Here is a 19866-nt window from a genome sequence, read left to right on the forward strand (position 1 = left end):
TCAGGTGGCGGCGGTTCGATGTCGCGTAGACCAGCACGTTCTCCGGCGCCGCTGCAAAGGAGCCGTCGAGCACCACCTTCAGCGCCTTGTAGCGCGCGTCTCCGGATTCGAACGAGAGGTCGTCGCAGAAGATGATGAAACGTTCCGGGCGGTCCTCGATCAGCCCGACGATCTGCGGCAGGTCGGTCAGTTCGGCCTTTTCCACCTCGATGACGCGCAGGCCCTGTGGCGCGTACTCGTTGAGCAGCGCCTTGATCAGCGAGGACTTGCCCGAGCCGCGGGCGCCGGTGAGGAGGACATTGTTGGCCGGCAGCCCGGCGATGAACTGGCGGGTGTTGCTGTCGAGGCGGGCCTTCTGCTCGTCGATGTCGCGCAGGTCGGCGAGGCGAATCGCGGGCAGGCGGCGGATCGCCTGCAGATGGCCGCAGCCGTTCGCAGCACGCCAGCGGAAGGCATGCGCCGCGCCCCAGTCGGGTGCCGCTGGCGGCGGCGGCAGCAACGGCTCGAGGCGGTCGAGCAGGCGTTCGGCGCGGGCGAGAAAGGAGGCCAGTTGCGCCAGGGAGTCACTCATTGGACGATATACTGCGCGGGTTTCAGGAACCCGACACTCTAGCCAAATGATCCGCAAAAGCCAACCACGCCGCCTGCTCGTCGCCGCCCTGGCCATTCTGCTCGCCGCCTGCGGCAGCACCGGCAGGCCGCCGCCCACCACCGGCGCCGCCGGCGCTGCGGTCTGCCCGCCCTGTCCGGACTGCCCGGCGGCAGCCCCGGCGGTGCCGGCAGCCGCCGCCAGGGGCGACGCGAAGCCGCTGCAGGCGGCGCGCTGGAGCGAGCTGCCGGGCTGGCGCGACGACGATCTGGCGGCCGCCTGGCAGCCCTTCCTGCAATCGTGTCGCGGTCTCGCCAGCCGCCCGCAGTGGCCGCAATGGAAGGGCGTCTGTGACGAGGCGAAGGGGATGGTCGCACCGACGGCAGCCGCCGCCAGGGCCTTCTTCGAGGCGCGGCTGCAACCCTGGCAGCTGACCAATGCCGATGGCTCGAGCAGCGGCCTGGTGACCGGCTATTACGAGCCGCTGCTGCGCGGTTCGCGCACGCGCGGCCAGCCGTACCTGCAGCCGGTGCTCGGCGTTCCCCCCGACCTGCTGACGATCGACCTCGGCAGCATCCTGCCCGAGCTGAAGAACATGCGCCTGCGCGGTCGCCTGCAGGGCAACCGGGTCGTGCCGTACCTCTCGCGCGCCGAGATCGGCAAGCGCGCGAACGAGGGCGGCGACCGGGTCCTGCTCTACGTCGACGACCCGGTCGAACTCTTCTTCCTGCAGGTGCAGGGTTCCGGGCGCGTGCAGTTGCCGGATGGCAGCAAGCTGCGCCTCGCGTATGCCGACCAGAACGGCCATCCCTATCAGTCGATCGGTCGCGTGCTCGTCGACCGGGGCGAGATGAGCCTCGAACAGGCGTCGATGCAGTCGATCAAGCAGTGGGCGCGCGCCAACCCCGGCCGCGTGACCGAGCTGCTGAACGCCAATCCGAGTTACGTCTTCTTCCGCGAGGAAGCGATCCGCGGCAGGGAGGGCGACGGCCCGAACGGCGCCCTCGGCGTGCCGCTGACCCCGGAGCGCAGCATCGCCGTCGATCCTCGCCACGTCAGCCTCGGCGCACCGGTGTTCCTGGCGACGACCCAGCCCGATTCGGCGCAGCCCTGGCGACGGCTGGTGATGGCACAGGACACCGGCGGCGCCATCCGCGGCGTCGTCCGCGCCGACCTCTTCTGGGGCTTCGGCGCCGCCGCCGGCAGCCAGGCCGGGCGGATGAAGCAGCAGGGGCAGATGTGGGTCCTGCTGCCGGCCGGGACTGCACCACCGTAGGTCGCGCCTGGGCCCTTCGAGTGCCCAGTCGCCCCGTTCCGGTGCGCCGATTGCCGCCGATGCATCATCGTTGTGCGCGGAACGGGCGCATGCCGTCGATGATGGTCGATTCCGGGGCATGACAACCCTGGAACGGGATTTGCTTGTTGGCTCCATCACGAAATCCTGGAGGAGCCATGGAAGCATTCAAGTCTGGTAGCGACGTCCTCTTCATCCTGCTCGGCGGCATCATGGTGCTGGCGATGCATTCCGGCTTTGCCTTTCTCGAGCTGGGGACGGTGCGCAAGAAGAGTCAGGTCAACGCGCTGGTGAAGATCCTGACCGATTTCTCGGTGTCGACCATCGCCTATTTCTTCGTCGGCTACAGCATCGCCTACGGCGTCAACTTCTTCGCCGGCGCCGACACGCTGCTCGAGAAGAACGGTTTCGAGCTGACCAAGTTCTTCTTCCTGCTCACCTTCGCAGCGGCGATCCCGGCGATCATCTCGGGCGGCATCGCCGAACGCGCCCGCTTCTATCCGCAACTGGCAGCGACCTTCCTGATCGTCGCCCTGGTCTATCCCACCTTCGAGGGCATCGCCTGGAACCAGGCCTTCGGCATCCAGGCGTGGCTCAAGGCGAGCTACGGCGAGGAGTTCCACGATTTCGCCGGCTCCGTCGTCGTGCACGCGATGGGTGGCTGGCTCGCCCTGCCGGCGGTTCTCCTGCTCGGTGCGCGGCACGGTCGCTATACGAAGGAGGGCCGGGTGTCGGCGCATCCGCCGTCGTCGATCCCCTTCCTGGCTCTCGGCGCGTGGATCCTGACCGTCGGCTGGTTTGGCTTCAACGTCATGAGTGCGCAGACGATCGACAAGATCTCCGGGCTGGTGGCGATAAACTCGCTGATGGCGATGGTCGGCGGGACGCTGGTGGCGATGGTCGCCGGCCGGAACGACCCGGGCTTCGTGCATAACGGTCCGCTCGCCGGTCTGGTCGCCGTCTGCGCCGGCTCCGACCTGATGCACCCGATGGGCGCCCTGGTCGTCGGCGGTGTCGCCGGCGGCCTGTTCGTCCTGATGTTCACGCTGACGCAGAACCGCTGGCGGATCGACGACGTTCTCGGCGTCTGGCCGCTGCACGGCCTGTGCGGCGCCTGGGGCGGTCTCGCCGCCGGCATCTTCGGCAGCAAGGCGCTCGGTGGCGTCGGCGGTGTCGCCTTCATGCCGCAGCTCCTGATGACCCTGCTCGCGATCGGCATCGCGCTGGTCGGTGGCACCGTGGTTTACGGTGTGCTGAAGAGCCTCGTCGGGCTGCGCCTCGATCAGGAGCAGGAGTACAACGGCGCCGACCTGTCGATTCACCGCATTACGGCAACGCCGGAACGCGAGACGAACTGGTAGGCGCTCGGAGGGGGCGGCGGCCTGCACACCAGCCGGCCCGTCGCCAAAGGCCGCTCGAACACCGTCACCGGCCATGCTGCCGTCCGATCGAGCGGCGCAGCGACTCTTTCTGCCGGAGCAGAAGCAGGCCGATGCCCTTTCCCCGGGGAAGGAGACGCCAGATGGAGTCCACCCGCGAACCCGATCGGGAACCGGGCGACCGCGTTGCGGGCTGCCTGTTCGATCTGTTCATCCGTGTCGGCCTCGTGCTAGGCCTGGCGTGGCTGTGTGCTTCCATTTCCTCTTGCCGTTCCTGGCGATGATGCTGTGGGCGCTGATCGTGGCGGTCACGTTCACCTTCCGTAGTGTTCGTCACGCCATCGACACGCCTCGCCGACCGTGGACAGGCAGCGGACTGATCGGCGCAATGGTGGCGCTGCTGGCCGTGATGGTGATCATCATGCTCGGCAATTTCCCGCAGATCGTGCTTTGGGCTGCGTTGTTCGTCGTTCTGGTCATGTTCCAACTGTTCTACGAGGAGGTCTACCATTCCGGCGTCAACTTCACTTCGCTGGGCCATGGCGACGTTGCGATGAGTTCCGAACGGAAACTCCTCGGTTCGCTCAAGGCACTGAACGGCATCCTGACGCTGGGTCTGAGCAGTGCGCCCCTGGTCGCGATCCTGCAGCATCTCCCCGGGCGGCATGTCGATGGTCGCAACCCGGCCGCCTGGGAAGGCGGTCAGGCCGTCGGCAACGACCGGGAATGCCGGCCTGGCGTTCTTCCAGATACTAGAGGAAAGGCCGGATGATCATGGCCGCGACGTAGCCAAGAGCGCCAGAGCCCAGGAGAACGATCAGCGTCATCTTCAGCAACATGGCTGCACCTTCATGAGGCGGGCCCAGCGGCCTGAGCAACAGGTGCCGCCCTGCGGCGTACACCACACCAACCATGACCCCGGTGCCGAGCAAGTGCTGAGGCGGGGCGCCAGAAACAATCAGCACGAAGGACAGGGCAAAGGCAGCGATGATTGCGAGCCTGTTCCAGTATCGCGCATGCGAAGCCGCTCGTGTCTTGACGTTCAGCTGCCAGGAACTGCCCAGCAGCGTGCGCTGGTACCGCCTGGTTGAGCCTGCCTCCCAGAGAACATCCCGCCAGTCCTCGTTCGCCATGCGGACGACCTGACGCAGTTTCTCGATATTTCCCGCGGAAAGTTCAAGGACGGCGAATCTCAGATCCTCCAGTGCATATTCGTCTGAGCTTTGGCAGTTGGGAAGATTGTCCGCACACTCCTCGGTGAGTAGACGAACAACCTCGTCCACTTCGTGCGGAGGATAGAGTTTCTCGACGGCTTTCGCGATGTTCGGAGTCAGCGGCAGTGCCACGCCGGCTGCCTACAGATTGCAGAACAGCATGTCGAACTCGACGTCGGTGTCGCAGTGACGCGGCCGATGGTCGCTGTCGGGACGGGTGAAGCGGATGTTCAGCGCGTACTTGTTGGCGCTGATCTCGGGAATGTAGGGGTCGTGCAGCTTGAGCGAGATGCGGACCATCTGCGACGTGCTCTGGACGTTGCTGCCGCCGAGCATCAGCTGGAACGCCCCGCCGCTGGCGACATGGTGCTCCGAGCGGCCACTGGCGCGCAACAGGCGGAGGACGATCGTCAGCGCGTCACGCAGTGGCAGCAGCGGCTGCATCCAGCCGAGCAGCGCCTCGCGGCGGACGTCGGGCGGCTGGTGCCGCCAGTAGTGGTAAGAGGGGAGGTCGAACTCGCAGACCCCTCCGGGGATGCTGGCACGACTCTTGATGCTCATCAGCCAGTCGTTGTCGCGCAGATGCTGGCCGATCTTGCCCGCCATTCCGAGCAGCGCCGCCGAGGCGTTCTCGATCTCGTAAAGCGCGCCGGAGAGCGCATCCTCGGAAATGTCCGGATTGTTGCGAAACGCCAACAGGCTCTGACGCTGACGCTCGAGTTCCTGGATCAGATCCATCTTCAGGTCGGCGCGGCCGGAGACGTCGAGGATCTCGAACAGCGTCAGGAGCACGACATGATGCTCCTGTGAACCGTCCCGCTGCATGAAGCTGCTCAGCTTGTGGAACAAGTCCTCCAGCCGCAGCAGCGTGCGTATGCGCTCATTGAACGGATATTCGTAGGTGATCACACTGCCGCCGGCATCGGAATGGACGATTTCCGATGATTCTGAAGCATTTGCAGCAAAACCTCAACGGTGGACATGAGCTTTCGCCGCCGCCAGCTCAAGATAGCGTTTGTGCAGCGCCTCGACGCGCGCTCCGAGCAGCTCCATCGTCCCGTCGTTGAGTACCACATCGTCGGCCACCGCGCGGCGCTCGTCGGACGACGCCTGGCTGGCGATGATCGCACGAACCTCGCCGGCGCTCAGTCCGCTGCGCGCCATCACGCGCGCCACCTGAAGCTCTTCGCTGCAGTCCACGACCAGGATGCGGTCGCTTCTCTGCCGATAGCTGCCGGATTCCACGAGCAGTGGCACGACCAGGACGACGTAGGGAGCGGTCGCAGCGGCGGCGCAGCGATCTTCGCTCCGCTGCCGGATCAGCGGATGCAGGATGCCTTCGAGCCTGGCCCTGGCGGCAGCGTCGGCGAAAACCAGGCGGCGCATGGCGGCGCGGTCGAGGCTGCCGTCCGCCCGCACGACGGTGCTGCCGAAGGCACCGGCAATCGCCGCCATCGCCCCACCATCGGGCCCGGTCAGCTGGTGGGCGATGAGATCGGTATCGACCAGCACCGCGCCCCGTTCGGCCAGGAGATCGGCGACCGTGCTCTTGCCGCTGCCGATGCCGCCGGTGAGGCCGACGATGAAGCTCATGGCGCAGCCGCCGCGGGCGCTGCACAGGCCTTGGCGGTGACCTTGGGCAGCCGGGCGGCGATCGACCGCTGCAAGGCTTCGGCCTGCGCTGCCGGGCCGCGGACCTCGAGGATCACGTACGCCGGTCTTCCCGTGCGTTGGCCCATCTTCGCCGACTTGACGCCCTTCGCGCGCAGGGTATCGAGGCCGGCACTCGCCGCCTCCTCGGTGCGGTAGGTGCCGAGCGAGATGGCCAGCTGGTTCGGGCCGCTGGCCTGGACGACGAAGAAATCGTCGACGCCGAGCTGCTGCAGCTCCGCCGTCTTCTTGCCGACTTCCTCCTTGCTGGCGAGAGGTGGAATGTAGACCCAGTAGCCACTGTTCTCATTCACCGTGCGGCGGTTGATCCGGAACTCGGCGAAGCTCTCGCGCAGCAGTTGCTCGACCTCGTCGGCCTCGCCGGCCGCTAGCTCGCTCCAGATGCGGCAACTCTCGTTCACCTTCTGCTCGCCGGATGTGCCGCCACTTGCCTTGTTCCTGGCCGACGGCGGTGGCTCGCCGCGCGAGACGACGACGATGCGCTCGGGCAGCAGCTGCTGCTCGACACGATGCGCATCGGCTTCGGCCGGCGCGCCCAGGTAGCCTCGCGCCCAGACGAAAAGCAGCAGGTTGGCGAGGACGAGGGCGAAGACGAGCGGGCGCATCGCGTTCACCATCAAAGCCTGGGCAGGTGCTCCAGTGACGCCCGGATCGCCTCCTGCGGGTACTCGAAGTCCTCGAGCTGGCCGGCGAAGTAGCGGTCGTAGGCCGCCATGTCGAAATGGCCGTGGCCGGTGAGATTGAAGAAGATCGTCCGGCTCTCGCCACTCTCCCGGCAGCGCACGGCCTCGTCGATCGCCGCGCGGATGGCATGGTTCGACTCGGGCGCCGGAATGACGCCTTCGGCGCGCGCGAACATCACGCCCGCCTCGAAGGTTGCCAGTTGCGGTACCGCGACCGCCTCGATCAGTCCGTCGTGATAGAGCTGCGAGACGAGCGGCGAGTCACCGTGGTAACGCAGGCCGCCGGCATGGATGCCCGGCGGCATGAAGTCGTGGCCGAGGGTGTACATCTTCATCAGTGGCGTGAAGCCCGAGGCATCGCCGAAATCGTAGGCATAGGCGCCCTTGGTCAGCGTCGGGCACGATGTCGGTTCGACCGCCACCAGTCGCGTCGGGCGTCCGTTGCGCCCGCCGCCGGCATTGTCGGCGATGAACGGGAAAGCAACGCCGGCGAACGACGAGCCACCGCCACACGGTGCGAAGATCACGTCGGGCCAGTCGCCAGCCTTTTCGAACTGCTTCTTCGCTTCCTGGCCGATGATCGTCTGGTGCAGAGCGACGTGGTTGAGCACCGAGCCGAGCGCGTAGCTGGTGTCGGCGCGCGAGGCCGCCTCCTCGACGGCCTCGGAGATCGCGATGCCGAGCGAGCCCTGGTTCTCCGGGTCGCGGGCGAGCAGGTCGCGGCCGGTCTGCGTCATCGGCGACGGGCTGGCGAAGACCTCGGCACCCCAGGTCTGCATCATCGAGCGGCGGAAGGGCTTCTGCTCATAGCTGATGCGGACCATGTACACGCGCACCTCGAGACCGAACATCTGGCCGGCAAAGGCCATCGAACAGCCCCACTGTCCGGCACCGGTCTCGGTGGTGATGCGCCGGATTCCCGCCTGCTGGTTGTAGTAGGCCTGCGGTACGGCGGTGTTGGGCTTGTGCGATCCGGCGGGGGAGACGCCTTCATACTTGTAGAAGATCCGCGCCGGCGTCTGCAGCACCTCCTCGAGCCGGCGGGCACGAATCAATGGCGACGGCCGCCAGAGGCGATAGATCTGCCGCACCGGCTCGGGGATCGGAATCCAGCGTTCGGCCGACATTTCCTGCTCGAGGATCGCCATCGGAAAGATCATCCCCATCTGCTCCGGCGACACCGGGTTGCCATCCGCGGCCAGCGGCGGTGCTGGCGGCGTCGGCATGTCGGCGACGACGTTGTACCAGTGGGTGGGGATTTCGGATTGATCGAGCGTGATGCGAAGCGGTTCCACAAGGCCTCCCTGTTCTGTGTTCTGTTTCGTTGCCGGTTCCCGAGTATACCCCGGGAAGCATCCGCTAATCACTTCTGCCGGCGGGGTCGCTGGTCGTCCCGTCGGTCGGGATGCCGCGCTCGAGTTCGCGCTGCACGCAGCGACTCGGCGCGAAGGCGGCAATCAGCTGCCGACAGGCCTGGCGGGCTGCGCGGCTGTTGTCCTGGCTGAAGTTGCAGACATACAGGTCGAGCGTCACGGCCGCCGACTCCGGCCAGGTGTGCACCGCCAGATGCGACTCGGCGAGGACGACCGCGCCGGTGGCGCCGGCCGGGCTGCCGCTGTCGCCGAACTGATGGAAGACCTCGGCGAGTGGCGTCAGGCCCGGCAGCGAACAGACGGCGCGGCACAGTTCGCGCAGCGCGCCGGCGTCATCGAGCAGTCGCCGCTCGCAGCGGCATCCGTAGAGTTCGGCAGTCAGGTGCAGGCCATTCATCTTCAGTCCCGGAGCGCGCGGCGGGCGCCGTGCCGACCGGCGCCGGAACCGCGCCGGTGCTGGCGCCAGCGGCCCGCCCGCCACGCCTCCCGCCGGCCGCTCGCGCTCAGCCCTTCGGCACGTAGTTGCTGCTGGTTCCGGTGACGCGGCCGTCGCTGTCGAAATGGACGTTGAAATACCATTCCATGCCGGCGTCCACCTTCGTCTTCCAGTCCCAGATCGTCTCCCGTTTGAGCGGAAAATAGGTTTCGTGAGCCGGACGACCGAGCAGACGCCGTACCTGGTCCTGCGTCATGCCGGCAGCGACCCGGGCGAAGTTCTCCTCGGTCAGCACTTGCTGCACCTCGCGCAGCACGCCGTCCGGGCCGATGAGCACGAGATAGTTGACGATTCCCTGTGGCGTGCGCGGATACTCCCAGACGCGCGAACCATCGGCCTCCCGCCATTCCAGCGTCGGCTGGCCCATCACGTCCTTCACCTCGCTGGCAGTCGTCGCCCCGGGCCTGAGCCGGCTCAGCCTGTCCGCGTCGCAGGCGGCAAGGGTGGCGAGCAGCAGGGTGCCGCCAAAAATGGCGGCCGAGGCGATCCTGAACATGCCGGGTGCTCCAGGTCTGGTTGTCACGCGCGTTGGCGTCTGCTGCGCAGTATAGACGATGCGGCGTCGGTGACGTGGCTGGCGGCTGGCACGCTGCGCTGCGGCCGACGCGGGCACCCCGTCGGCGCAGCGTCGGTGGCGACGGCTCGGGGTAGCGTTCGTCGCCGGTGCGAAACCCCTGCGGCAGCCTGCGAGTGGGCGTGGCGGACGGGGCCACAGATCGCCCTGGCAGTGGATCGATCCTGACTATACTGAGACTGACGGCCCGTCCCGTGCCGCCAGCTTTCCGGAAAGGAGAAGATGATGTCGAGAGCAGCATTCCGTTCATCGGCGCGGCGCTGTGTGCCGCCGGTGCTTGCGGCGCTGGTTGCCGCTGCATGTTACGTGGTGCCGGTGGTGGGACCCGATGGTGGCGTGTACTACCACCATTACCCGTTGCCGCCGCCCGGAACGCCGTTGCCGGCGGGTGCGCCACCGCTCCCCGGGCAGGCGGCGACGCGACCGCAGGCGATGGCGCCTGCGGCGCAGGCGACATTGCCGGTCCGGCTCTATCCGGCCAACGAAAGGGCGACGCGCAGCGGCGTCATCAGCGGGTCGGTGACCAACATGATGACCGGGAAGGGCCGTTTCCTGGTCGAGTACGAGGGCCAGGTCCTGAGCGGAGAAGCGACCCGCGTCGTCGAGGATGAAAAGCGCGGCGTCGCCAGTGCCTACAGCCCGGGCGGCATGTTCATGTCGTGCGAATACCAGCTGACGACGCCGTATCAGGGAGCGGGGACCTGTACGTTTTCCAACGGCGCGAAGTATCAGATGCACATCGGCGGTTGAGCACGGACATCGTGATTGACGGGTAGCGATCCCCGCCCGTCAATCCTTCGCAAAGCGACGGTACTGCACTGCTTCGGCGACGTGCTGGGGCTCGATCGTGTGCTGCCCCGCCAGATCGGCGATCGTCCGCGCCACCTTGAGCAGGCGGTGGAATGCCCGTGCCGAGAGCTCGAAGCGAGTGATTGCCTGCTTCAGCAGAGCTGCCGCTGCCGCTTGCGGCTGGCAGTACTGGTCGATCTCGCGCTCCCTGAGACGGGCATTCGGTTTCCCTTGGCGCTCGAGCTGTCGCCTGCGGGCTGTCGTTACCCGCGAACGCACGGCAGCCGAAGCTTCACCGTCGCGCGCTTGCTGCAGGACTTCGGCCGGCAGGGGAGGAACCTCGATCTGCAGGTCGATGCGGTCGAGCAGCGGACCGGAGAGCTTGCTGCGGTAACGCAGGATCTGGTCCGGCGTGCAGCGGCAGCGGCCGCGCGCATCGCCGTGGTAACCGCAGGGGCATGGATTCATTGCCGCGACCAGCTGGAACTGCGCCGGGAACTCGGCCTGCCGGGCGGCGCGCGAGATGTGGATGCGCCCGGAATCGAGCGGTTCGCGCAGTGCCTCGAGAACCCGCCGGTCGAACTCCGGCAGCTCGTCGAGAAAGAGGACCCCCTGGTGCGCCAGCGAGATTTCGCCCGGGCGCGGCACGCTGCCACCGCCGACCAGCGCTGCCGACGAAGCCGTGTGGTGCGGCGCGCGGTAGGGATGGTGGCGAAAGATCTGCGGCCGGAAGAGACCGGCGAGCGACAGAACGGCAGCCGACTCGAGCGCCGCCGGCATTGTCATCGGCGGCAGCAGGCCGGGGAGACGGCTGGCGAGCATCGATTTCCCGGTTCCCGGCGGGCCGGCGAAGAGGATCGAATGTCCGCCGGCGGCGGCGATTTCCAGGCCGCGCTTGGCTTGCGTCTGGCCGCGGACGTCGGCGAGGTCCGGGTAGCCGTCGTCGCCGTCGCTGCTGTCGGAAGTCGCCACGCAGGCCGACAGGGCCGCCCGTCCGGTCAGGTGGGCGCAGACCTCGAGCAGGCTGGCCGCCGCCAGGATCGGTATCCTGCCCGCCAGCGCGGCCTCACGCGCGCTGCTCGCCGGCAGCACGAAGCTGCGGCCGTTGTCGCCCATCGCCAGGACCATCGCCAGAGCGCCGCGCACCGGTCGCAGTTCGCCGGAAAGGGAGAGCTCGCCGGCGAACTCGTGCTGCGCCAGCAGCCGCGACGGGAGCTGGCCGGAGGCGGCGAGGATGCCGAGCGCGATCGGCAGGTCGAAGCGGCCGGATTCCTTCGGCAGGTCGGCCGGCGCGAGGTTGACGGTGATGCGTTTGCGCGGAAATTCGAAACCCGAGTTCTGCAGCGCCGCACGCACCCGGTCACGCGCTTCCTTGACTTCGGTGTCCGGCAGCCCGACGAGCGTCAGGTTGGGCAGGCCGCTGGCCAGATGCACCTCGACCGCAACCTCCGGCGCGGCCAGCCCGTCGAGACCGCGGCTGTGGACGATGGCGAGAGACACTGGCTGGCGTGGAGCTGGTCCGACGACGGACGCGCTGCCGCGTCGCACGACGCGCCGGCACGTCGCCGCACTGCTCTCAGTCGGGCTGGGTGGGTGGATTCTCCAGGCGCTCGATGCGCGCCTCGAGGGCCTTCAGCTTCTCGCGCGTGCGTTGCAGCACCTGCGCCTGGATGTCGAACTCCTCGCGAGTGACCAGATCGAGCTTGGCGAAGACGCTGGTGAGGAGCGCGCGCGCGTTCCGTTCGATGTCGGCTGCCGGGCTGGCGGCGATGAGGCTGCCAAGGCGTTGGCCGATTTCTTCGAGGATCCTGGGGTCGAGCATGGTGATCACCGTCGGAGCAAGGAGTGGCAGGGTGAGGCGAGTGTAACACGGCGACGCAAAATTCCATGTTATGCACCACGATGGTGCGTCATCGCGATCAACTGTCTCAGGGCAGTGCAGCCGTTCCGCGCCCTGCCGCTGATGAGGATCTCAAGCCATTGAACCATCGCGAGAAATCTTTCTGGCACGGATTCTGCTTAGTGATCGACGGGATGATTTTTCGAGACTCGGGCCATGGCGACCAGTCCGCAGTTCACGCCGCTCGCTGCCGTTTCGCCGGCAAGCGTGGTGGCGCGGAGCCGGATGCCGGACAGGCGGACGCGGCGCTAGTCGCCGTGACATGCCCGCGTCGGGAAGATTCATCGAGGATTCTTTTCATCAACGATGCCGGGAGACCACAGGATCTTCCCGAACATGGAGAGCAACATGAAACTGGTAACCGCGATCATCAAGCCGTTCAAGCTTGACGAAGTACGAGAAGCGCTGTCGGCGATCGGCGTACAGGGGATCACCGTCACCGAGGTCAAGGGCTTCGGGCGCCAGAAAGGGCATACCGAACTTTATCGCGGTGCCGAGTACGTCGTCGATTTCCTGCCCAAGGTGAAGGTCGAAGCGGCGATCAGCGATGCACTTCTCGAGCAGGTCATCGAGGCCATCGAGAAGTCGGCCAGCACCGGCAAGATCGGCGACGGCAAGATTTTCATCTCGGCAATCGAGGACGTCATTCGCATCCGCACCGGCGAAACCGGTGAGGATGCCCTGTAAGGAGTAGATCATGAAGCACTTATTTGCAGTTCTGGCCCTGCTCGGAGCGGTCGCTGTCGGTGCGCCGGCGTGGGCTGAAGACAAGCCGGCCGCAGCGCCCGCGGCAACTTCGACGACCGCAGCAACGCCCGAGGCCGCCGTCGCCAGCGATGCTGGCGCCGCTGCCGCCGCTCCGGCACCGGTTGCCAACAAGGGCGACAACGCCTGGGTGATGACCAGTGCGGCGCTCGTCATCCTGATGTCCATCCCCGGCCTGGCGCTGTTCTACGGCGGCCTCGTGCGCAGCAAGAACATGCTGTCGGTGCTGATGCAGGTCTTCGTCACCTTCTCGCTGATCAGCGTACTCTGGGTCGTCTACGGCTACTCGCTGGCATTCACCGAGGGCGGCGGGTTCTTCGGCGTATTCGACAAGCTGTTCCTGAAGGGCGTTACCGTCGATTCGGTCGCCGCGACCTTCTCCAAGGGCGTGGTGATCTCCGAACTGGCCTACGTCGTCTTCCAGGGCGCCTTTGCGGCGATCACCTGCGGCCTGATCGTCGGCGCCTTCGCCGAACGGGCGAAGTTCGCCGCCGTCCTGGTGTTCATGGTGCTCTGGTTCTCGCTTTCCTACGTGCCGATGGCGCACATGGTCTGGTACTGGGCCGGCCCGGACGCCTATGTCGACGCGGCAGCCGGCGAGGCTGCGACGAAGACCGCCGGCTTCCTCTTCCAGAAGGGTGCGCTCGACTTCGCGGGCGGCACGGTCGTCCATATCAACGCCGCCATTGCCGGTCTCATCGGCGCCATCGTCATCGGCAAGCGGATCGGCTACGGGCGTGAGTCGATGGCGCCGCACAGCCTGACCTTCACGATGATCGGCGCCTCGCTGCTCTGGTTCGGCTGGTTCGGCTTCAACGCCGGCTCGGCGCTCGAGGCGAGTGGTGGTGCCGCCCTGGCGATGGTCAATACCTGGGTCGCCACCGCCTGCGCGGCAATGTCCTGGATGCTGGCGGAGTGGATGCTGAAGGGCAAGCCGTCGATGCTCGGTGCCGCTTCCGGTGCGGTTGCCGGTCTGGTCGCGATCACCCCGGCGGCAGGCTTCGTCGGCGTCATGGGCGCCATCTGCATCGGTCTGCTGGCCGGCGTCATCTGCCTCTGGGGCGTCAATGGACTGAAGCGCCTGCTCGGCGCCGACGATTCGCTCGACGTCTTCGGTGTCCATGGCGTCGGCGGCATCCTCGGCGCGATCCTGACCGGCGTCTTCGCCGACCCGTCGCTCGGTGGCACCGGGGTATACGACTATGTGGCCAACAAGGTCGGTGACTACGACATGACGGCCCAGTTGATCAGCCAGTTGTGGGGTGTCGGCACGGTCATCGTCTGGTCCGGCGTCGTCTCGCTGGTCGCCTTCAAGCTGGTGGATATGGTGATCGGCCTGCGCGTGCCGGAAGAAGAAGAGCGCGAGGGACTCGACATCACCTCGCACGGCGAATCGGCTTACCACTACTGAACCGACTGCCTTACCGGTCTCTCCCCCTTCGGGGCGCTCGCGTGGCGCCCCGCTTTTTTTTTTCGGACGTGGCGGCATTCGTCTGTGCAGTTGTGCGTGCCGCCAGGAAGTGGGCGGGCAGGGCTGTACGCAAGGGCACTGTGCGAGAGCGCCAAGTCGTCGAACCGCCCCCTGCGGACCCGCACGGTGGGTGGTGTGGGGGCCGGAGGAGAGTAGCCTCCGGCTACCCGAGCAGCCCTTGCGATCGGTCGTTCAGGCCACGCCCGCATGGACGCCCGCAATCCGCTCCGGGTAGCTCTCGTACACATGCTCGAACAGCGCCGAGCATTTCTGGGCGAACAGGGGACGGTCGTAGGCTGCCGGCAGCGTGTCCAGCGTGTCCTCGATCGCCAGCTTCAGCGTTGATCGCGCCGCCGACTTCTGCCGCCAGTTCAGCACCAGCAGTGTCTGCAGCCGTGCCAGCAAGTCCCTGGCCACCTTCTTGACCTCGTCGCGCTCGGCCGTGGTCAGCGCCGGTGCCGGTCGCGTCAGGATGTCGAAGATCACCAGTTCCTCTTCGCTCAGATGCTCGCGCACATGGCGCTGCTGCTCGTCGTCGAGGCTGTTCGACAGCTTCAGCAGTTCCTCGAAGAGCTGCTCGATGTTGCGGCTGCCGTTGTTGTAGCTCTCGATCAAGGCCTCGAACTTTTCCGCGAAGTCGGTGCGCGTGCGGTTCAGGCGCACGAGCTTCTCCAGCCTGGCGGCGATCGCCGCTTTCAGCGCTTCGAGTTCGGTGTTCTTGTGCGTCGATCGCTTGAAGCGCTCGGCCAGTGCCTCGAAGTTGATCCTCGAAAGGTCGATGGCCGGCGGCCCGCCCTCGCGGATTTCGTGGCCGGTGATCGAGTCGTCGAGCAGCTCGCCGATCTGTTTCAGGATCGTGGCGATGGCCGGCGGGTTGGGGCTGATCCGGGCGCGGATGGCGGCCGCCAGCGTGGCGATGCCGGCGACGCGCTGCGAAAACTCGATCGCCGCCGGGGCCGGCTTCACGGCGCCGTAGAGCGTGCCGACCAGCTTCTCGTGGCCGAAGAAGTCGCGCCGCACGGCATCGGGGCCGATCAGCGCGTTGATGGCGTCCTCCACGGCGGCCAGGCGCTCCATGCCGCCCATTGGCAGCGCCTCCATCGCGACGAGATTGACGCCCTGCGCGGCGCAGAACGCCGTGGCCGCGGTGATCGCTTCGCGCAGGGCTTGCACCAGTTGCGCCATGTCCTTGACCGGGTTGGTGCCGCCCTTGCCCGCGCCGTAGATCGCCAGCGCCTTCTCCAGCGAGGCGAAGACGTTGGCGTAGTCCACGATCACGCCGCTGTGCTTGCCGGGGAAGACGCGGTTGGCTCGCGCGATGGTTTGCATCAGCGTGTGGTTGCGCATCGGCTTGTCGAGATAGACCGTCGAACAGCTCGGCGCATCGAAGCCGGTCAGCCACATGGCGCAGACGAACACTAGGCGCAGCGGGTCCGTGGTGTCCTTGAACTTCTCGTCCAGCCCCGGCTGCGACTCGTTCATGCGTTTGCGGTGCGGCTCGATGTCGAGGCCGAGCAGCTTCATCTGCTCGATCTCGTTCTGCCCCGGCGAGACGATCACCGCCATGTCGGTGGTGGTGAGCACTGCCAGGCGTGCTTTCAGTTCGGCCTTGCGCAAGTCGCGCCGCGCTTGTTCGCGTGTCGCCTCACCGCCACGCGGCGCCAGCGCCAGTTCACCCAGCTCCTGCTGTACCCGCGCCGTCTCGGCGTCCCAGTGCTTCTTCACCTTGTCGTGCATCCGCAATGCCGTGGCCTTGTCGATCGACACCACCATCGCCTTGCCGACGAAGCCACGTCCCAGGAAATGCCGCACGATGTCCTGCGCCACCGTCTCCAGCCGGTCGTCGCGGGTGATGAGGTGGTATGGCCGCCCCAGCACCTTGTCCAGCTTCTCCTCCTGACCGGCGTCGAGCTCGGCGTCTTCGATCAGGCGGTAGATGTCGTCGTTGAGGTTCGGATTGACCAGTTGCAGCTCGGGCGTGCGGTTCTCGTAGAACAGCGGCACGGTGGCGCCGTCCTCCACCGACTGCTGGAAGTCGTAGATCGACACATAGTCGCCGAACACCTCGCGCGTGCGCTCCTCGCCCGCGATGAGCGGCGTGCCCGTGAACGCCAGGAACAGCGCCTTCGGCAGCGCTGCGCGCATGTTGAGCGCCAGCGTGTCGTACTGGCTGCGGTGCGCCTCGTCGGTCAGCACGATCACGTCCGGGCGGTCGGTCAGCGCCTCCGCCGTCTGGAACTTGTGCACCAGCGTGAACACATAGCGGTGGTTGCCGCGCAGGAGTTCCCGCAGGTGCGCGCCGCTGGCGGCGTGGCATTGGTCGCCCTCGGCCTCGCTCACTGCGCCCACGGTCTTGAAGGTCCTGGCGATCTGCTCGTCCAGCTCCACCCGGTCGGTGACCACCACGAAGGTCCAGTTGCCGGCGAGTTTGCGCAGCACCTTCTGCGCAAAGAACACCATCGAGAAGCTCTTGCCGCTGCCCTGCGTCTGCCAGAACACGCCGCCTCGCCCGTGGCCGATCTTGCGGGCCTCCAGCATCGAGGCGATGGCATTGTTCACGCCGAGGAACTGGTGGTTCTGCCCCAGAACCTTCACCAGCCCCGCCTTGTGCTCCGAGAACAGCGTGAAGTTCTCCACCAGGTCGAGCAGGCGGGCGCGGTCGCAGGTGCCGCGCAGCACCACCTCCAGCGACACGCGGCGCGGTTCGTCCTCGCGCTCGATGCGCTTCCACTCGAAGAACCGCTCCCAGTCGGCGGTGAGCGAGCCGACGCGGCTGTCGGTGCCGTTGCTGGCGACCAGCAGGGCGTTGAACCAGAAGAGTTGCGGGATCTCTTTCTTGTAGTGCGTCAGGTTCTCGTCGAAGGCCGCCCGCGCCGGCACGCCGGGCTTCTTGAGTTCGATAACCACCCAGGGCAGGCCGTTGACGAAGCCCACCAGGTCGGGCCGGCAGGTGTAGAGGCTGCCCACCACGCTGAACTGGCTGGCCAGCAGGAAGTCGTTGCGCCCCGGCTGCGCCCAATCCACCACGCGCAGGCGTTCGGTTTTCTGCCCGCCATGCTCGCGGTCGGGGATGGAGACCGGGATGCCGTCCTTGAGCAGCCGGTAGACCTCGCGGTTGGCGGCCTCCAGGCTCATGGCCGAGCGGTCGCGAACGAGTTCGTCGATGGCGGTCTGGATCGCCTCGGTCGGCAGGCCCGGGTTCAGGGTGATGAGCGCCGCGCGCAGGCGCTCCACCAGCACCACCTCGCCCTTGGTCTCGCGGCCCAGCGTGCCGCCGGGGCCGAAGGTCTCCTCCATCGCCGACACCGTCTGCCAGCCCAGCGATGCGAACAGCCCGACGGCGGGCTGCTCGACGAGCTGATCTTCGGTGTAGGCGTGGGGGCTCATGGTTGTTCGTCGTCCACGTCGCCGGCCAAGGCGCGCTCGATTTGTTCGATGCTGGGCAGGCTGGTTTGCAGCTCGGCAGGCAGGGATTCGACCAGGCGGTATTCGGCGATGCCCATCGGCTGCGTCTTGTCGCCCAGGGCGTATTCGGCCACCACCTTGTTCCTGGTCTTGCACAGCAAGAGCCCGATGGTGGGGTTGTCGTGCGCGCTCTTCATGTCGCGGTCGATGGCGGTCAGGTAGAAACCGAGTTGGCCCAGGTGCTCCGGCTTGAAGGCTCCGGCCTTGAGTTCGATCACCACGAAACAGCGCAGCTTCAGGTGATAGAAGAGCAGGTCGATGAAAAACTCGTCGCCGCCGACCGTGAGCAACACCTGCCGCCCGACATAGGCGAAGCCCGCGCCCAGCTCCAGCAGGAACTCGGTCACGTGCTTGACCAGCGCGTGCTCGATCTCGCGTTCTTGCGCCTCATCGCTCAGGCCGAGGAAGTCGAAACGGTAGGGGTCCTTCAAGGACTCGCGGGCCAGATCCGATTGCGGCTTGGGCAGCGCGAGCGGGAAGTTGGTGACGGCCTGGCCTTGGCGCGCCAGCAGGCGGGTTTCGATCTGCATCACCAGCACATTGCGCGACCAGTTGTGCTCGATGGCCTTGGCCGCATACCAGCGGCGCTCATCCGCGGACTTCAGCTTGTCCAGCAGGGCGAGCTGGTGATACCAGGGCAATTGTGCAAGCACCTCTTGCACAAATTCCCCGTCCGGCCACGCCTCGGCGAAGCCGCGCATGTACTTGAGGTTGCGCGGCGAAAAGCCCTTCATGTCGGGAAAGGCGTTGCGCAAGTCCTGCGCCAGCCGCTCGATCACCTTCGCGCCCCAGCCCTCGCGGCCCTGCCGTTCGAGGATGTCGCGGCCGATCTGCCAGTAGAGCAGCACCAGCTCGCGGTTGACTGCCAGCGTCGCCCGCTGCTGGGCGCCGTGGATGCGGGTTTTCAGGTCGGCGAGCCAAGCGGCGTAGTCGGCGGGCAGCGGGGCGATCTCAGGCATGGTCCATCGCCTCCACGTCGATCTGGCCGGAGAGCAGGCGCGGAAGGAGCAGGTCGCGGGTGCGGCGGAGGTTTTGAACTTGCAGATGGAGCTCGTAGATCAGGCGAAAGCTCGGCGCAACGATGCCAGAGAAGCGATCGAGCAACGTACTCGGAGGCTGAGCAACCTGCAAATCAGCGAAGCACTGCTCTTGAACGCGCTGACGACCTGTCGCACCGGACATGCTCTTGATTGCGACGCCGCGGAACTCGTCGCTGCGCGCGAGGCAGTAAACGAACTCCACCGTTAGGGTGCGCGAACGGAGAACGATGAACTCCGTCGAGCCGAATGCGACGGCGTTCGCGTCGGGCAAGAACTGCACGAAGCCAGTCTTACCGTTCTCCAAGCAGGGTGTGATGCGAGCCACGAGCGTGTCGCCGTTCTGGAACTTTGCGCCGCTATTGCCTGCACGTACTTCGATGTCTGAAATGAGCATCGAGTCGTTGGAGAGGCAGCCCATCGGTACGAATGGCTTTTCGCCCTCACGCGGGACGGTGACGCGCGGATTGATGTGGATGCACTCAGGCAACCTTTTTACTTCCCACCCCTTTGGAGTCTCCCCCAGCGGCGAGGTGACGCGGGGGACGGACTCATGGCCGGGGAAGCGGAAGTGGACGAACCACTCGCGGTAGAGCGCGCGGGCCATCGACTCCAGAATCTTGATGCGCCGCTGGCTGTTCTCGATCAGATCGTCGTAGGCCGACAGGATGCCCGCGATCCGGCGCTGGATCGGGAGGGGGGGGAGTGGGACATGCAACTTTGCCAGCTCACTTCCACGAATCCCTGCCGCTGCAACCTGCATGACGAGTGATTGGACGTTTGCCTTACCCTGCGGTGACAGGAAGTAATAGAAGTAGAAATACGGGTCACACTGGGATCGATCAAGCCGAACGCGGATTAGATGCGATTCAAAGGTCGTGGTCTCACCGACCGCTTTGATTACGGAACACTTGCCTGCGCCAGCGGCGACGAGAGATTGCCGCGCGAACAGCAAGTCGCCTGCCTGGACGGAAAACTGCTCAATCTCCCTCTGAGACATCGGCACTCTATCCATCGCGATGCTGCCGATGCGTTCGTGGGCGAAAATCTCGCCCATGTTTATCATTGGGAACCCGTGCCCTCGGATGCGCTTGGGTCGAGTCAGTCCATTGCGGCTCGGTTCCGAGTAAAGGGTTTCTAGAGGCGCAGCTTGCCAGCCGCTCATC

Annotated in this window: 20 protein-coding genes; 7 read left to right on the plus strand and 13 right to left on the minus strand. The window is 66.4% G+C overall.

The annotated features are described in order from the left end of the window. On the minus strand, window positions 1-571 hold a 571-nt coding region (locus tag NFW30_RS15315; RefSeq protein ID WP_295357304.1), incomplete at its 3' end, for a DUF815 domain-containing protein. Between the two features lie 46 nt (window positions 572-617). Here NFW30_RS15315 and NFW30_RS15320 point away from each other — a divergent pair. From NFW30_RS15320 to NFW30_RS15330, 3 genes are all read left to right on the plus strand, one after another. Beyond that, a complete protein-coding gene (locus tag NFW30_RS15320) occupies window positions 618-1865 on the plus strand; it encodes a murein transglycosylase A (protein ID WP_295357307.1) in 1248 nt (415 codons plus the stop codon). 176 nt (window positions 1866-2041) lie between these two features. After that, window positions 2042-3244: an ammonium transporter gene (locus NFW30_RS15325; RefSeq protein ID WP_295357310.1), complete on the plus strand. Its 1203-nt coding sequence runs from the start codon at window positions 2042-2044 to the stop codon at window positions 3242-3244. A gap of 259 nt (window positions 3245-3503) precedes the next feature. Further along, on the plus strand, window positions 3504-4034 hold the full coding sequence (locus tag NFW30_RS15330) for a two pore domain potassium channel family protein (protein ID WP_295357313.1): 531 nt from the start codon (window positions 3504-3506) through the stop codon (window positions 4032-4034). Here NFW30_RS15330 and NFW30_RS15335 read toward each other — a convergent pair. The 7 genes from NFW30_RS15335 to bamE all read right to left on the minus strand — a co-directional run bounded on the left by NFW30_RS15335 (window position 4015) and on the right by bamE (window position 9195). Then, window positions 4015-4608 (minus strand): hypothetical protein, encoded by a 594-nt coding sequence (locus NFW30_RS15335; protein ID WP_295357315.1) that lies wholly within the window; start codon window positions 4606-4608, stop codon window positions 4015-4017. The genes NFW30_RS15330 and NFW30_RS15335 overlap by 20 nt on opposite strands. A gap of 9 nt (window positions 4609-4617) precedes the next feature. Further along, window positions 4618-5385, minus strand: coding sequence for a cell division protein ZapD (gene zapD / locus NFW30_RS15340; RefSeq protein WP_295357318.1), 768 nt, complete (start codon window positions 5383-5385; stop codon window positions 4618-4620). A gap of 60 nt (window positions 5386-5445) precedes the next feature. Then, window positions 5446-6069 (minus strand): dephospho-CoA kinase, encoded by a 624-nt coding sequence (coaE, locus tag NFW30_RS15345; protein WP_295357323.1) that lies wholly within the window; start codon window positions 6067-6069, stop codon window positions 5446-5448. Further along, window positions 6066-6752: an SPOR domain-containing protein gene (locus NFW30_RS15350; protein ID WP_295357326.1), complete on the minus strand. Its 687-nt coding sequence runs from the start codon at window positions 6750-6752 to the stop codon at window positions 6066-6068. Before NFW30_RS15350 ends, coaE begins: the two co-directional genes overlap by 4 nt. An 11-nt stretch (window positions 6753-6763) precedes the next feature. Beyond that, window positions 6764-8125 carry a TrpB-like pyridoxal phosphate-dependent enzyme gene (locus tag NFW30_RS15355; RefSeq protein WP_295357329.1) on the minus strand — a complete coding sequence of 454 codons (1362 nt, stop codon included), beginning with the start codon at window positions 8123-8125 and terminating at the stop codon, window positions 6764-6766. Between the two features lie 64 nt (window positions 8126-8189). Beyond that, complete coding sequence (speD, locus tag NFW30_RS15360) at window positions 8190-8600, minus strand: adenosylmethionine decarboxylase (protein ID WP_295357332.1); 411 nt, start codon at window positions 8598-8600, stop codon at window positions 8190-8192. 106 nt (window positions 8601-8706) lie between these two features. Next, a complete protein-coding gene (gene bamE, locus NFW30_RS15365) occupies window positions 8707-9195 on the minus strand; it encodes an outer membrane protein assembly factor BamE (protein ID WP_295357335.1) in 489 nt (162 codons plus the stop codon). 303 nt (window positions 9196-9498) lie between these two features. On the opposite strand from bamE, the gene NFW30_RS15370 reads away from it, so the two are divergent. Next, entirely contained in the window at window positions 9499-10023 is a 525-nt protein-coding gene (locus tag NFW30_RS15370) for a hypothetical protein (RefSeq protein WP_295357338.1), read from the plus strand. 39 nt (window positions 10024-10062) lie between these two features. Here the strand turns inward: NFW30_RS15370 and NFW30_RS15375 are convergent, their stop codons facing one another. Then, complete coding sequence (locus tag NFW30_RS15375) at window positions 10063-11562, minus strand: YifB family Mg chelatase-like AAA ATPase (protein WP_295357340.1); 1500 nt, start codon at window positions 11560-11562, stop codon at window positions 10063-10065. Window positions 11563-11638: 76 nt separating this feature from the next. Continuing rightward, window positions 11639-11884: an accessory factor UbiK family protein gene (locus NFW30_RS15380; RefSeq protein ID WP_295357344.1), complete on the minus strand. Its 246-nt coding sequence runs from the start codon at window positions 11882-11884 to the stop codon at window positions 11639-11641. 65 nt (window positions 11885-11949) lie between these two features. Here NFW30_RS15380 and NFW30_RS15385 point away from each other — a divergent pair, with 65 nt between their 5' ends. The 3 genes from NFW30_RS15385 to amt are packed head-to-tail and all read left to right on the plus strand — an operon-like array spanning window position 11950 to window position 14138. After that, entirely contained in the window at window positions 11950-12351 is a 402-nt protein-coding gene (locus NFW30_RS15385; RefSeq protein ID WP_295357347.1) for a hypothetical protein, read from the plus strand. Beyond that, window positions 12311-12649 (plus strand): P-II family nitrogen regulator, encoded by a 339-nt coding sequence (glnK, locus tag NFW30_RS15390; RefSeq protein WP_287694948.1) that lies wholly within the window; start codon window positions 12311-12313, stop codon window positions 12647-12649. Before NFW30_RS15385 ends, glnK begins: the two co-directional genes overlap by 41 nt. 10 nt (window positions 12650-12659) lie before the next feature. After that, window positions 12660-14138 (plus strand): ammonium transporter, encoded by a 1479-nt coding sequence (gene amt / locus NFW30_RS15395; protein ID WP_295357353.1) that lies wholly within the window; start codon window positions 12660-12662, stop codon window positions 14136-14138. Window positions 14139-14390: 252 nt separating this feature from the next. Here the strand turns inward: amt and NFW30_RS15400 are convergent, their stop codons facing one another. From NFW30_RS15400 to NFW30_RS15410, 3 genes are read right to left on the minus strand one after another with little or no spacing between them, the layout of a single operon-like run. After that, the gene (locus tag NFW30_RS15400; protein WP_295357356.1) at window positions 14391-17585 is read right to left on the minus strand and encodes a type I restriction endonuclease subunit R; all 3195 of its coding nucleotides are present in this window, start codon (window positions 17583-17585) and stop codon (window positions 14391-14393) included. Further along, a complete protein-coding gene (locus tag NFW30_RS15405) occupies window positions 17582-18622 on the minus strand; it encodes a PDDEXK nuclease domain-containing protein (protein ID WP_295357359.1) in 1041 nt (346 codons plus the stop codon). The genes NFW30_RS15400 and NFW30_RS15405 overlap by 4 nt, the downstream gene beginning before the upstream one ends. Beyond that, window positions 18615-19865 (minus strand): restriction endonuclease subunit S, encoded by a 1251-nt coding sequence (locus NFW30_RS15410; protein WP_363322115.1) that lies wholly within the window; start codon window positions 19863-19865, stop codon window positions 18615-18617. Before NFW30_RS15410 ends, NFW30_RS15405 begins: the two co-directional genes overlap by 8 nt. Between the last annotated feature and the right edge of the window lies 1 nt (window position 19866).

It is taken from the genome of Accumulibacter sp. (assembly GCF_023806635.1).
Taxonomy (GTDB): Bacteria; Pseudomonadota; Gammaproteobacteria; order Burkholderiales; family Rhodocyclaceae; genus Accumulibacter.

Excerpts from the sequence above, each read along its gene's own strand:
- NFW30_RS15410 (WP_363322115.1), bottom strand. The coding sequence starts at position 19,865 with ATGAGCGGCTGGCAAGCTGCGCCTCTAGAAACCCTTTACTCGGAACCG.
- NFW30_RS15405 (WP_295357359.1), bottom strand. The coding sequence starts at position 18,622 with ATGCCTGAGATCGCCCCGCTGCCCGCCGACTACGCCGCTTGGCTCGCC.
- amt (WP_295357353.1), top strand. The coding sequence starts at position 12,660 with ATGAAGCACTTATTTGCAGTTCTGGCCCTGCTCGGAGCGGTCGCTGTC.
- bamE (WP_295357335.1), bottom strand. The coding sequence starts at position 9,195 with ATGTTCAGGATCGCCTCGGCCGCCATTTTTGGCGGCACCCTGCTGCTC.
- speD (WP_295357332.1), bottom strand. The coding sequence starts at position 8,600 with ATGAATGGCCTGCACCTGACTGCCGAACTCTACGGATGCCGCTGCGAG.
- NFW30_RS15380 (WP_295357344.1), bottom strand. The coding sequence starts at position 11,884 with ATGCTCGACCCCAGGATCCTCGAAGAAATCGGCCAACGCCTTGGCAGC.
- NFW30_RS15325 (WP_295357310.1), top strand. The coding sequence starts at position 2,042 with ATGGAAGCATTCAAGTCTGGTAGCGACGTCCTCTTCATCCTGCTCGGC.
- NFW30_RS15320 (WP_295357307.1), top strand. The coding sequence starts at position 618 with ATGATCCGCAAAAGCCAACCACGCCGCCTGCTCGTCGCCGCCCTGGCC.
- NFW30_RS15350 (WP_295357326.1), bottom strand. The coding sequence starts at position 6,752 with ATGCGCCCGCTCGTCTTCGCCCTCGTCCTCGCCAACCTGCTGCTTTTC.
- coaE (WP_295357323.1), bottom strand. The coding sequence starts at position 6,069 with ATGAGCTTCATCGTCGGCCTCACCGGCGGCATCGGCAGCGGCAAGAGC.
- NFW30_RS15385 (WP_295357347.1), top strand. The coding sequence starts at position 11,950 with ATGTTATGCACCACGATGGTGCGTCATCGCGATCAACTGTCTCAGGGC.
- glnK (WP_287694948.1), top strand. The coding sequence starts at position 12,311 with ATGAAACTGGTAACCGCGATCATCAAGCCGTTCAAGCTTGACGAAGTA.
- NFW30_RS15370 (WP_295357338.1), top strand. The coding sequence starts at position 9,499 with ATGTCGAGAGCAGCATTCCGTTCATCGGCGCGGCGCTGTGTGCCGCCG.
- NFW30_RS15400 (WP_295357356.1), bottom strand. The coding sequence starts at position 17,585 with ATGAGCCCCCACGCCTACACCGAAGATCAGCTCGTCGAGCAGCCCGCC.